Source organism: Stappia sp. ES.058, from assembly GCF_900105595.1.
Classification (GTDB): domain Bacteria; phylum Pseudomonadota; class Alphaproteobacteria; order Rhizobiales; family Stappiaceae; genus Stappia.
Window position 1 is genome coordinate 3412656 of the sequence record NZ_LT629784.1, and the last position, 13346, is coordinate 3426001.

Annotated in this window: 7 protein-coding genes; 2 read left to right on the forward strand and 5 right to left on the reverse strand. The window is 64.1% G+C overall.

Translation table 11 applies throughout. The features are described 5' to 3' along the window. Positions 1–32 precede the first annotated feature (32 nt). Genes BLU32_RS15840 through BLU32_RS15850 form a run of 3 tightly spaced genes read right to left on the reverse strand, consistent with a single transcriptional unit; the run spans position 33 to position 3755 of the window. Positions 33–929 (reverse strand): branched-chain amino acid ABC transporter permease, encoded by an 897-nt coding sequence (locus BLU32_RS15840; protein ID WP_093808523.1) that lies wholly within the window; start codon positions 927–929, stop codon positions 33–35. A gap of 13 nt (positions 930–942) precedes the next feature. Beyond that, positions 943–1770 carry an ABC transporter ATP-binding protein gene (locus tag BLU32_RS15845; RefSeq protein WP_093808525.1) on the reverse strand — a complete coding sequence of 276 codons (828 nt, stop codon included), beginning with the start codon at positions 1768–1770 and terminating at the stop codon, positions 943–945. Continuing rightward, on the reverse strand, positions 1767–3755 hold the full coding sequence (locus BLU32_RS15850) for an AMP-binding protein (RefSeq protein WP_093808527.1): 1989 nt from the start codon (positions 3753–3755) through the stop codon (positions 1767–1769). The genes BLU32_RS15845 and BLU32_RS15850 overlap by 4 nt, the downstream gene beginning before the upstream one ends. A 263-nt stretch (positions 3756–4018) precedes the next feature. Between BLU32_RS15850 and BLU32_RS15855 the strand changes: the two genes are divergently transcribed. Beyond that, positions 4019–5959, forward strand: coding sequence for a PAS-domain containing protein (locus BLU32_RS15855; RefSeq protein WP_093808529.1), 1941 nt, complete (start codon positions 4019–4021; stop codon positions 5957–5959). Continuing rightward, positions 5956–6702: a response regulator transcription factor gene (locus tag BLU32_RS15860; protein ID WP_172838578.1), complete on the forward strand. Its 747-nt coding sequence runs from the start codon at positions 5956–5958 to the stop codon at positions 6700–6702. Before BLU32_RS15855 ends, BLU32_RS15860 begins: the two co-directional genes overlap by 4 nt. Before the next feature lie 37 nt (positions 6703–6739). Here BLU32_RS15860 and BLU32_RS15865 read toward each other — a convergent pair whose 3' ends face one another. Next, positions 6740–10201: an indolepyruvate ferredoxin oxidoreductase family protein gene (locus BLU32_RS15865; RefSeq protein WP_093808531.1), complete on the reverse strand. Its 3462-nt coding sequence runs from the start codon at positions 10199–10201 to the stop codon at positions 6740–6742. Between the two features lie 379 nt (positions 10202–10580). Then, positions 10581–13244 carry a TRAP transporter large permease subunit gene (locus BLU32_RS15870; protein ID WP_093811151.1) on the reverse strand — a complete coding sequence of 888 codons (2664 nt, stop codon included), beginning with the start codon at positions 13242–13244 and terminating at the stop codon, positions 10581–10583. Positions 13245–13346: the final 102 nt, after the last annotated feature.

Below are 13346 nucleotides of genomic sequence, written 5' to 3' on the forward strand. Positions count from 1 at the left end.
AGGTATCACCCGTCCTGAGTAAAAGCGATGCGTCAGACGCGCTCGATGATGCGTTCGCCGAACAGCCCTTGCGGGCGGACCAGCAGGAAGGCGAGCGCCAGCATGTAGGCGAACCAGTTCTCGATCGCGCCGCCAACCATCGGGCCGACATAGATCTCCGCGAGCTTTTCGCCGACACCGATGATCAGCCCGCCGACGATGGCGCCGGGGATGGAGGTGAACCCGCCGAGGATCAGCACCGGAAGCGCCTTGAGCGCGATCAGCGACAGCGAGAACTGCACGCCCGATTTCGCGCCCCACAGCGTTCCCGCGACAAGCGCGACGAAGCCGGCGACCGACCAGACGACCACCCAGATGGTTTGCAGCGAGATGCCGACGGACAGGGCCGCCTGATGATCGTCGGCGACCGCCCGCAGCGCCCGGCCAATGCGCGTCTTCTGGAAGAAGATGGCGAGGAAGGCGACCAGCGTCGCGGCGATCAGCGCCGCGAAGACCTCGAGCTTGTCGATGTAGATGTTGAAGGTGTCGAGCATGTAGTCCGAAGCGCCCGACGGCAGGCCGATGTTCAGGACCTTGACGTTGGACCCCCACAGGATGTCGCCGACACCTTCCAGCACATAGGCAAGGCCGATGGTCGCCATCAACAGGATGATCGGCTCCTGATTGACCAGATGGCGCAGCACGAAACGCTCAACCGCCCAGGCGACGAGGACCATCACACCCATGGTCAGCACAAAGGCGATCGGCCAGGGAAGGCCGGTCTTTTCCATGATGCCGGCAAAGGTGAGCGCGGCGAAAAGGCACATCACGCCCTGGGCGAAGTTGAAGACACCGGATGCCTTGAAGATCAGCACGAAGCCAAGGGCAACCAGAGAATACATCACGCCGGCCATGATGCCCGACAGGATCGTTTCGATCAGAAACTCCATCTCATGCTGTCCTTTAGTGTTCGTGCGGAACGCCGAGATAGGCGTCGATCACGTCCTGGCTGGCCTGGACCTCATCGGGCACGCCATCGGCGATCTTGAGGCCGTAGTCGAGAACGACGATGCGGTCGGACAGGTCCATCACGACACCCATGTCGTGCTCGATCAGCGCGATGGTCGTTCCAAACTGCTGGTTCACGTCGAGGATGAAGCGGCTCATGTCCTCCTTCTCCTCAAGATTCATGCCGGCCATCGGCTCGTCGAGAAGCAGGAGTTCCGGCTCCATGGCGAGCGCGCGGGCAAGCTCCACCCGCTTTTGCAGCCCGTAGGGCAGCCGCCCGACCGGCGTCTTGCGGATCGCCTGGATTTCAAGGAAATCGATGATCTCCTCCACCTTGCGGCGATGCTCGATCTCTTCGGTGAGGGCCGGCCCCCAGTGCAGGCACTGCCAGAAGAAGTTCTTCTTCATCTTCAGGCCGCGGCCGGTCATGATGTTGTCGAGCGTCGTCATGCCCTTGAACAACGCCACGTTCTGGAACGTGCGGGCGATGCCGTTGCTCGCCGCCTCATAGGGCTTCATCTTGCGCCGCACCTTGCCGCGCCAGGTGATCGTGCCTTCCTGGGGATGGTAGAAGCCGTTGATAACGTTCAGCATCGAGGTCTTGCCGGCGCCGTTCGGCCCGATAATGGCGCGCACCTCGCCCTTGACGATGTCGAAGGAGATGTTGGTGATCGCCTTCACGCCGCCGAACGACAGCGACACGTTGTCGACGCGCAGCAGCACCTCGCCCTTCGACATGCCGGAGTGACCGGCCATGCGGGCGGGATCGACAAGCACACTCATTCCGCCGCCTCCTGAATGTTGCGCTCCGAGGCGGGATGAAGCGTCATGTCGCGAATTTCCACGGTCGCCTCGAGAACGCCCTTGCGGCCGTCCTCATAGGTCACTTCCGTCTTCACGTGCTTCGATGCCGAGCCGTCGTAGAGCGCCTCGATCAGCGGCGAATAGCGCTCCGCAATGAAGGACCGGCGCACCTTCTGGGTGCGGGTCAGTTCCCCGTCATCCGCCTCGAGTTCCTTGTGCAGCACCAAAAACCGCTTGATCTGCGCGCCCGCCATCATCGGCTCGCCGGCAAGATCCCGGTTCACCTGGTCGACATGCTTCTCGATCATGTCGTAGACGAGCGGGTGCTGGGCCAGTTCCTGATAGGAGGCATAATTGATGTTGTTGCGCTCCGCCCAGGATCCGACCGACGTAAGGTCGATGTTGACGAACACCCCGCAGAAGTCGCGCCCGTCTCCAAAGGCCACGACCTCCTTCACATTCGGGAAGAACTTCAACTTGTTCTCGATGTATTTCGGTGCGAACAGGGACCCGCTGGTCAGCTTGCCGACGTCCTTGGCACGATCGATGATCTTGAGGTGACCGTTGTCGGCAATGAAGCCGGCATCGCCGGTCAGCACCCAGCCGTCCTCGGTCTTGGTCGACTTCGTCGCCTCGTCGTTCTTGTAGTAGCCGACGAAGACGCCGGGCGAACGGTAGAGCACCTCGCCGTTTTCGGCTATTTTCAGCTCCACCTGGGTGGCCGGCTTGCCGACCGTGTCGCCGAAAATCTCGCCGTCGGGCTGCATGGTGATGTACACGCTGGCTTCCGTCTGGCCGTAGAGCTGTTTCAGGTTGAGGCCGAGCGAACGATAGAACCGGAAGATCTCGGGACCGATGGCCTCGCCGGCGGTGTAGCCGACCTTGAGCCGGGTGAAGCCCATCTGGTTCTTCAACGGTCCGTAGACGAAGATCTCGCCCAGCCAATAGGCCAGCTTGTCCGTCAGCGCCACGTCCTCGCCGTTGAGGATCTTCTCGCCAACGCGGTTTGCCACACCCATGAAGACGTCGAACATGGTCTTCTTGATCTTTCCGGCGTCTTCCATGCGCACCATGATGTGCGTCAAAAGGCCCTCGAAGACGCGCGGCGGCGCAAAGAAATAGGTCGGCGCGATCTCGCGTCGGTCGGACAGCACCGTTTCCAGGCTTTCGGGACAATTGACGCAATAGCCGGCGGTATAGGCCTGGGCGAGCGAGAACACGTGATCGCCGATCCACGCCATCGGCAGATAGGCGAGCGTTTCCTCATGCTCGTCGAGCTTGTCGAAGGCGTTGCCGTTGCGGCCCGAGATGACGAGATTGTCGAAGGAGAGCATCACGCCCTTGGGCCGACCGGTAGTGCCGGAGGTGTAGAGCATCACCGACACGTCGTTGCCCTTGCCTGCGGCGATCGCGTCCAGCCAGGCGGTGTCGCGCGCCGGATCGGCATCGATCGCCTTGCGCCCTGCAGCCTGCATCTCCTCGAAGGAATGCAGCCGGGTGTGATCGTAATCGCGAAGGCCGCGCGGATCGTCGTAGATTACATGCTCAAGGCGCGGCAGGTTCTCCGACATGGACAAGAGCTTGTCGACCTGCTCCTGGTCCTCCACGCAAGCGAAACGCACCTCGGCGTGCTCCAGCACGAAGGCCATCTCCTCTGCGACACTGTCGGAATAAAGTGGAACCGGAACGCCCCCGAGCGACTGTGCGGCGACCATCGTCCAGTACAGGCGCGGGCGGTTGGAACCGACAATGGCGATCCGGTCGCCTGCGGTGAATCCGATGTCCTGCAGGCCGATGGCGAAGGTCCGGATTTCCTCCAGAACCTCGGACCATGTCCATGCCTGCCAGATTCCGAGATCCTTTTCACGCATTGCCGGACGGTCAGCAAAGACCTTGGCGTTGTGCAAAAGGATTTTCGGAAAGGTGTCCTCGTCGAGGTGCTCGACGACGGCCGACCCTGCCATTGCGTTTCTTCCCCTCTCCGCGCCCCTGTTTTGTCGGGGTCGCACAATTATTTGGAGCTATCAGACTACCTTCGATCCGCTGGATCAAGCCTTTCTCTCTTTTTGGAGAATGACAGCCGAATGACGTGGATCAACGCTCAAGGGAACGCTACGGCCCGGTCATTGCGCCAGTATGTGCCAAATGCAACGAAATGTTTCACTCGCCGCACAGGCAGGCCGGGGTTTTCATTCGACAGCCCGACGACATTGCGTAAACTTGGCCCATGTCCAGCGGCGACCTTTTCCGCGACCGCCTCGATCTTCTGCAGGCGGCGCTCGACCACATCAACCAGGGCTTTTCCGTTTTCGACGGCGATCTCCAGCTTGTCGCCTGGAACCGGCAGCTCTTCGAAATGCTGGATTTTCCGTTTCACCTGGCAAAGCGCGGGACCCATCTGGCGGCCTTTCTGGAGGTGAACGCGGCGCGCGGGGAATACGGCGAGGGCGATGTCGCCGAAATGGTCGCGCGGCGGGTGGAGCGCGCACGGCTGTTCGAACCGCATGATTTCGAGCGCATACGCCCCGACGGACAGGTTGTTCTGGTCACCGGCGCGCCCCTGCCGGAAGGCGGCTTCGTCACCACCTACACCGACATCACCCGCGAGCGCGAGCAGCAGGCTTCGCTCGAGCGCACCGTCGTGGAGCGGACCCGGCAGCTGCGCCAGAGCGAGGACTGGCTCCGGCTGGTGACCGACAACGTTCCCGCGCTCGTTGCCTACCTGGGCCCGGGGCCGGTCTTTCGCTTCGCCAACCGCCGCTACGCCAAGTGGTTCGACCAGACGGTGGAATCCATGATCGGCCGAAAGGCGGAAGACGTGATCGGGGCGGATCTTTATCGCGAAATCAGTCCGCATGTCGAAAAGGCCTTTCGCGGCCATGCGGTGTCCTATGAGTATTCGCGCGCGCGTCCCAACGGACGGCTGGCGCATATGCGCTCGACGCTCATCCCCGACCGAACGCTCGACGGGCGCACCCTCGGCTGTTTCGTGCTTTCGCTCGACGCCACGGACCAGAAACGCAGCGAGACCGCACTCGCCCATGCCCAGCGCATGGAGGCGGTCGGCCAGCTTACAGGCGGACTGGCACATGATTTCAACAACCTGCTGACAATCATCATCGGCAATGTGCTGGCGTTGCGCCGATGCGCCGACACCCCCCCGATGCCGGATCTCTCCGGGCATCTCGATCCCATTCTTCACGCGGCGCAACGCGGCGCCGACCTGACGAGACGCCTTCTCGCTTTCGCGCGGGGCGATGCGCCGAACACCAAAGCGGTGCGCCTCTCCGGCGTCATCGCCAACATCGAGGGACTGGTCGCAGGCTCCCTCCCTTCGGCGATCTCCTGGGATGCCGCCATTGGCGACGACAATCTGGTCGCCAGGGTCGATCCGGCCGAACTGGAAAACGCGCTCGTGAACCTCGTGTTGAATGCGCGCGACGCCATGCCGGAGGGCGGGCGTGTGTCGCTGTCGCTCAGCCGGCTTCAGTTGTGCGACAGCGAAGCCGACCGCCTTGGCGTCGAACCGGGGACCTATGCGCAGGTCCTCGTCGGCGACACCGGCTCAGGCATGACCGAGGACGTGCGCCGGCAGGCCTTCGACCCCTTCTTCTCGACAAAACCGTTCGGCACGGGCAGCGGTCTCGGACTGCCAACGGTTTACGGGTTCGCGCGCCGCGCCGGCGGCGGCGTCGCGATCGACTCGCGTCCGGGGCGGGGAACGGACATCCGGATCCTGCTGCCAATGCTTTCCGGGACCGATGCGGAAGACGACGACGGAGACGCACACCACACAAAGGGCGGATGCGGAGAGCTGATCCTTCTGGTCGACGACGACGAGGCGGTCGCGAATGTGGTGCGTGATCAGCTCTGCAATCTCGGCTACACCGTGCTTGTGACCACAGAGGCGCGCGATGCCATCGATCTGGTCCGCGATGTCGCCGACATTCGCGCGGTTGTCAGCGACATCGTCATGCCCGGCCAGATCAACGGTCTCGCCCTGATTGCCGAGATCCGAAGGATCCGTCCGGGTCTTCCGCTTGCCCTGATGACCGGATACCGTGAGGGACCGGACGCCGAAGCCGTCCGGCCGGCTTGTCCCGTCCTGCCAAAGCCCTTTACAACCAGTTCCTTGGCGAAAACGATGAGCGAGATCCTGGCTCCATGAGCTTTCCAGATCCCCTTCACGATACCGGCACGTGCGAAGGTGCCGACATGCAGATCTACGTCGTGGAGGATGATGCCGACATCCGCTCCCTCGTGTGCGATACGCTTGCCACCTACGGTTTTCGCGCGATCGGCTTCGCCACCGCCGAGGCCGCGCTTCAGGAGCTGGCGCGACACATGCCCGCCGCCGTGATTCTCGATCTCGGGCTGCCAGACATGGATGGCATGGAGGCGATCAATCGCATTCGCGCCGGCGGGTCGGTTCCCATTCTGGTTCTGTCGGCACGCGCGCACGCTTCCGACAGGATCATGGGGCTGGAGTTCGGCGCCGACGACTATGTCGTGAAACCCTTCGACCCGAGGGAGATCGTGGCCCGCATCCGCTCGCTTTTACGCCGCGCAAACCGGGTGGACACCGACGCACAATCAGGTGTGAGGGCGGCCCGCTTTGCTGGTTGGCGTTTCGAGCCGGGATCGCATCGGCTGATTGCACCGGACGGTGAGGAGACCTTTCTCTCCACCGGAGAAACGACCCTGCTGACAGCGCTTCTCAAGGCGCCGAAACGGGTCCTGACCCGCGATCACCTGCTGGAGCACGGCGGGCGCGACGATACGCTCGACCGGGCCATCGACGTGCGCATCTCGCGCATCCGCAAGAAGCTCACCCGGCCCGACGCGCCGACACTGATCCGCACGGTATACGGCTCGGGCTACATGCTCACCGCGCAAGTCGACTGGAGCTGAAGCGGACCCGGAGGCCCGCCCACAGCGGTCCCGCCCGCTATTCGGCGGCGAGTTTCGCCGTTTCAGGGGTACGATAAGCGGCAAGAAGGTCGGGCACCTTCGCCTGCGCAACCTTCGCGGATTTCTCCCGCACCGGCCCGAAGCCCTTGATGCTTTCGGGATAGGCCAGAAGCGCCAGCGCCTGGTCGGCATTGGTATCCGACAGCGATCCGCAAACCTCGTCGACGATCGCGACATAATCGTCGCGCAGCCGGCGCTCCATGCGCCGTTCGTCCGTGCGGGCGAAGAGGTCGAACGCCGTGCCGCGCAGCCCCTTCATCCGTGCCAGCATGCGGAACGCCGGCATCATCCACGGGCCGAAACGCCGCTTTGCCGGCCGTCCCGTGCGCGGGTCGGTACGGCTGAGAAGCGGCGGTGCGAGGTGGAATTCCAGCCGCTCGTGGCTTTCGAAGGTCTCGGCGAGCTGCGCGGCGAACTCGCCGGAGGTAAACAGCCGCGCAACCTCGTATTCGTCCTTGATCGCCATCAGCCGAAACAGCTCGCGCGCTACGGTTCGCGCGATCTCCTCGCCCCGCTCGCCAAGGGGTGCGGCACGCTGGCGAAGCGCCGAGATACGCTGCAGATAGATGTTGGCATAGGCCGCATCCTGATAGTCGCGCAGGAAGGCGCTGCGGCGCTCCACCATCTCGTCCATCGTTTCCGACAACCGCCGATGCGCCAGAGCCTCCGGGCGGCTGCGGACCATGCGCTGCACGGCTTGCGGATCGACGGCTGCGACGCGCCCCCACGCGAACGCCGAAAGGTTCATCTCCACCGACACCTTGTTGAGCCGGATCGCCTCCTCGATCGCGTCGCGCGTGAGCGGCAACCCGCCCAGTTGCCACCCGAAGCCGAGCAGGAACATGTTTGCCGCAATCGCATCCCCGAAGAGTTCGGTGGCGACGGCGGTGGCGTCGATGAAACGGCTGGCCTCAGGCCCGGCGGCCTCCTCGATGGCCGCGACAAGCCGGCGCCCGGGCAGGCTGAAATCGGGGTCCCGCGCAAAATCTCCAGGCAGGGTTTCATGGGTGTTGATGACGGCGGTCGTGCGACCGTGTTTCATTGCCGTCAGCACCTTGGCGGAGCCGGCAACCACGATATCGCAGCCAAGCACCAGATCGGCACTCCCCGGCCCGACCCGGATCGCGGAAATGTCCTCCGGATGCGGCGCGAGTTTCAAATGACTGGTCACCGCACCGCCTTTTTGGGCGAGCCCGGCCATGTCGATGATGCCGCAGCCCAGCCCGTCGAGATGCGCCGCCATGCCAAGCACCGCACCGATGGTCACCACGCCGGTGCCACCGACCCCGGTGATCAACACGGAATGGGTTTGCGTCAACGGCGCGATCTCCGGCTCGTCCACGGCCGGGGCCGGCGGCGGCGAAACGGCACGTCCCTTCAAGACACCGCCCTTCACGCTGACGAAGGACGGGCAAAAGCCCTTCACGCAGGAATAGTCCTTATTGCAGGACGACTGGTCGATGGCGCGCTTGCGGCCCCATTCCGTCTCGACCGGCTGGATCGCGACGCAGTTCGACTGAATGCCGCAGTCTCCGCAGCCCTCGCAGACAAGCTCGTTGATCACGATGCGCTCGTCGGGATCGGGGAAGAGCCCGCGCTTGCGCCGGCGGCGCTTTTCCGCCGCACAGGTCTGGTCGTAGATCAGGACCGTCAGACCTTCTTGACCTGCCAGTTCGCGCTCGACCCCGATCAGGTCGTCGCGGTGGTCGATGCTGGTGTTGGCCGGCCAGTCGGTCGTCGGCGAATATTTTTCCGGTTCGTCGGTGACGATGGCGACGCGGCGCGCGCCCTCGGCCGCCACCTGGCGGGCGATTTCGGGCACCGTCAGACCGCCGTCATGCGCCTGGCCGCCGGTCATCGCGACAGCGTCGTTGTAGAGGATCTTGTAGGTGATGTTGACGCCGGCGGCATGGGCGGCGCGGATCGCCAGCGCACCGGAGTGATTGTAGGTGCCGTCGCCGAGGTTCTGGAACACATGGCCGGTGCGCGAGAACGGCGCCTCGCCGATCCAGTTCGCGCCCTCGCCGCCCATCTGCGTGTAGCCCTCGGTGTTGCGGTCCATCCACTGCACCATGTAGTGGCAGCCGATGCCCGCATAGGCACGACTGCCTTCCGGGATCACGGTGGAGGAATTGTGCGGACAACCGGCGCAGAAATACGGGCTGCGGACAGCGACGTCGCCGGTGCGCGCGAGCCGCTCGCGGCGGTCTTCAAGATCCGCGATCGCCGCGCCGAGCGCCTCCGTCGGGCGCCGCTGGTGCAGCCTGCGGCCGATCTCCAGCGCGATATGCATGGGTTCCAGCGCCGCCGGCGCGGGAAAGAGCACGCGCCCCTCCTCGTCCTGCTTGCCGACAATCATCGGTGCATTGCGCGTGCCGTAGAGGATTTCCTTGGCCTGGCCCTCGATCAGCCCGCGCTTTTCCTCGACGAAGACGAGAAGCTCCAGACCCTTGGCGAAGTCACCCAAGCGTTGCGCATCGAGCGGCCAGGGACATCCCACCTTGAGGAACGCCAGTCCGTGATCGGCGGCGGCGACCTCGTCGAGGCCAAGCATGTCGAGCGCTTCCAGCACATCCAGATAGCTCTTGCCGGTGGAGACGATGCCGATCCGGGGCTGGCGCCCGCCCGACAGCACCACCCGGTCGAGCGGATTGGCGGCGATGAAGGCGCGTGCAGCCGGGAGCTTGAGGTTGTGCAGCCGCGCTTCCTGGGTCAGCGCATGTTCGGCGGGTCGAATGTGCGGACCGCCCTCGGGAAACGCGAAATCGGGAATGACCGGCATGACCCGGTCGATCCGTCCGTCGATGGAGGCGGTCGATTCGACATTGTCCTTGACGAGCTTCAGCCCCGTCCAAAGGCCGGAAAAGCGCGACAGCGCCCAGCCGTAGAGACCGAAATCCAGAATCTCCTGCGCCCCGGCGGGATTGAGGATCGGCATCATCGCATCGACCAGCGCGAACTCCGACTGATGCGCCGTGGTCGAGCTTTCGCAAGTATGATCGTCGCCCATCAGCGCCAGAACGCCGCCATGCGGAGAGGTTCCTGCCAGATTGGCATGACGGAAGGCATCGCCGGAGCGGTCGACGCCGGGCCCCTTGCCGTACCAGATGCCGAAGACGCCGTCGTATTTGCCTTCGCCGCGCATCTGCGCCTGCTGGGTGCCCCAAAGCGCGGTCGCCGCCAGATCCTCGTTGATCGCCGGGCGGAACACGACATCCGCCGGTGAGAGAAGCTTCGACGCCCGTTGAAACTGCTGGTCAAGCGCGCCCAGCGGCGAACCGCGATAGCCCGTCACATAGCCGGCGGTGTTGAAGCCCGCCTGCCGGTCGCGTTCCTTCTGCATCAGGACGAGGCGGATCAGCGCCTGCGTGCCGGAAATGAAGATCCGCTCCTTGCTGAGGTCGAACTTGTCGTCGAGCGAAACCCGATTGCGCGTCATGTGATGTGCGATCCTTTTGCCTGTTTCGCCCCGTTTCCGGCCGCGGGCCCGTCTCGCCCGGCTTCATGCGCGGGCCTGATGAGCCGCGACGGGGACGCGAGCCTGCCTTGCGCGTTCCGAGCGCAAGCCCTTTGGCCGCCCACAAGGGAATACGGGACGGCACGCGCGAGCGTGCTTTGAGATCCATTTAACAGCCTCGCCCCCACCCGGATCAAGCGCTGCGCCGCCTTCCGCGCTGGCGGCCGATCACGGGCGCGGGCGGCACAAAGCACAGTCACCGGGCTCGGGAGCGGTCAGACCGGAGCGCTCGCATCAAAGCGCCCGAACCGGGGCGATCTGGCGGGCGCACCGCAGCACGCCCGGCCTGGTCCTCAACGCCTTAGAAACTCAGCGACACATCGCGATGGCTGGAGTTGCAGGACGCGACATAGAGCGCCTGCTCGCGCGGCAGGCTCGGCTGGCCGCGCAGTCCGATGGTGTCCTTGATCGCATCGTTGTAGGCCCTGAGTTGGGGCAGGAGTTCATCCTGCGCGCGCAACCGCCAGGCCATGTCCGCCTCGAACAGCTGCATGGCTTCGGCCAGCGCGGCGCGCGCGACCTCCGGCTCCGGCGTTCCCGAGCGCATCGCCTTGCGCGCATCGTTCACCGCGGAGCGGACATCACGGGCGCCCTCGATGTCGGAGTAGATGCTGCGCACGTCCGTGATCCGGTCGACGAAGGCGTCCGGCTCCATCGTGTCCAATTCCTGGACGAGCCCGCGCAGATCGTCTTCGCTGGCCGCCAGCCTGTCGACGTCGGAGATCACGGTCATGAGTTCGACGAGCGGCTCATAGGCATCGTCGACCGCGCGCCGATACTCGCGCCGCGTCTGGTTCTCGTTGGTCTGGATCTTGGCGAAGGTCGTGTGGCGTTCGTCCCAACCCGCCGGAATCTCCGCGACGAGAACCTCGCGGTCCGTCTTGAGATCCTCGATTTGCGCGCTTGCGCGCTCACCGCGCGCGGCGGAGTAGATCTGCCCCTCGCCGGACCGGCGCACGACCAGCTCGAGGGCGGTGATCCGTTCGTCGATGCGACGGATATCGCGCTCGATGGCCCGAACCGTGACATGCAGCGGCCGGTAGTCGACGGCGGCCACCTTGACTGCCGCTTCCGCATCGACGATCTGCGCCATCAGCGTCAGGCTTTCCTCGGCCTTTTCAAAGCTCTCCGCGAGGTCTTCGCGCAGGTCTTCGGGAACATAGGACAGATCGAGCGCCCTCGCCGTCTGGATCGCGGCGCGAATGTCCTCGCCGTTTTTCGCGAACTCATCCTGCACGTAGCTTTCCATGCAGTATTGCAAGCGCGGATTGAGCGGCGGCGGCGCGGTTTCCGACAGGAGCGAGGCCCTGTTCGGCAGGTAGTTCACCAGCGCCGGATAGAAACCGACGATGCCGAGCGCCAAAATCTGGAGACCGATGAAAGCGATGACACCCTTGTACATCGCGGTGGTCTTCACGGTCGCCGGCGCAACACCGCGCAGATAAAACAGCGCGAACCCGAACGGTGGAGTGAGGAACGATGTCTGGATGTTCAGCCCGATCATCACGCCAAGCCAGACCGCCGTCACATTGGCGGACGGATCGGCCAGGAGAATCGGCGCGACGATGGGCACGACGACCACGGCGATCTCGATGAAGTCGAGAAAGAAGCCGAGGACGAAGATCACCAGCATGACGATTAGGAACTGGATCCAGAACCCGCCGGGCAGCCCTTGCAGGAATTCCTTTACCAGTTCCTCGCCGCCAAACGCGCGGAAGGCGGAGGTCAGCATGGCCGCGCCAAGCAGGATGATGAAAACGAGCGACGACGTTTTCGCCGTCTCGACCATCACGCCCTTCAGCGTGTCGGCGATCGTCAGTGCGCGCCAGCCGCTCCAGAAGATCGCAATGAGCAAAAGCGACACCGCAATCAGCGCAACCACAAGGCCAAGAACATCGGCGCTCGTGTCGATGCGCTTGATGTTGATCTCGTGAAAGCTGACGATCATGGCGATGGCAAGAAGCGCCAGGATCGCGAGGATCGCGGGGGTATATTGCCCCTTCTCGCCATCGTTCAGGCGATAACCCGCCATGATCATGGCGCCGATCGCGCCGATGGCACCGGCCTGGTTGACGGTTGCCACGCCGGCGATGATGGAGCCGAGCACCAGAAAGATCAGGGCAAGCGGGGGAAACAGGGTCAAGACGACCTTCAGAAAGAAGGCCCGGTCGAACTTGCCGCCATAGTGGACCGCGGGCGCCGATTTCGGGTTCAGCATCGCGAAACCGAGAATAAACAGCATGTACAGCCCGACGAGCACCAGACCCGGCAAAAAGGCGCCGAGGAACATTTCGCCCGCGCTCGTCGAGGTCACGGAGAAATCGGACGGCATCGACAACTCGCCGGTGCTCTCCTTGTAGAGCGCCTGACGCAGGGACCCGGCCTGATCGACCGCGCTCGCCAGCTGATCGGCCAGAATGATGAGAACGATGGAGGGCGGAATGATCTGCCCGAGCGTGCCGGAGGCGGCGATCGTGCCGGTGGCGAGCGAGGGCGAATACTTGTTGCGCAGCATCGCGGGCAAGGAGATCAGCCCCATCGCCACCACGGTTGCACCGACGATGCCGGTGGTCGCCGCCAGAAGCGCGCCCACGAACACGACGGAAATGCCGAGCCCGCCCGGGATCGGGCCGAAAAGCTGCGCCATGGTGACGAGGAGATCCTCGGCGATCTTGGAGCGCTGCAGCATGATGCCCATGAAGACGAACAGCGGGATCGCGATCAGCGTGTCTCGCTCCGCCTCCCAGTAGACGCCGCGGAAGTTGGTCACGCCGGCGCTGAGCCATTGCGACGGCCCGCCATGCGAAAAGAAGGCATCCGTTTCGCCGGCGAAGAGATAGCCGCTCAATGCGGCAATGCCGATCGTCAGGATCGCGGACCCCGGCAGCGCGAAGGCGACCGGAAACCCGGATCCGAGAGCACCGGCCATCAGGACGACCAGCATTACGAGAAAGAAGAGTTCCATCGTCCGAGACCCGTCGGCATGAGAAAACGGGAACATGTCGCGTGCGACTGCGCCCGCCCCCGGCTGTGAGGTTTCAGCAACAGCTGTCGGCTGTTGCTAATT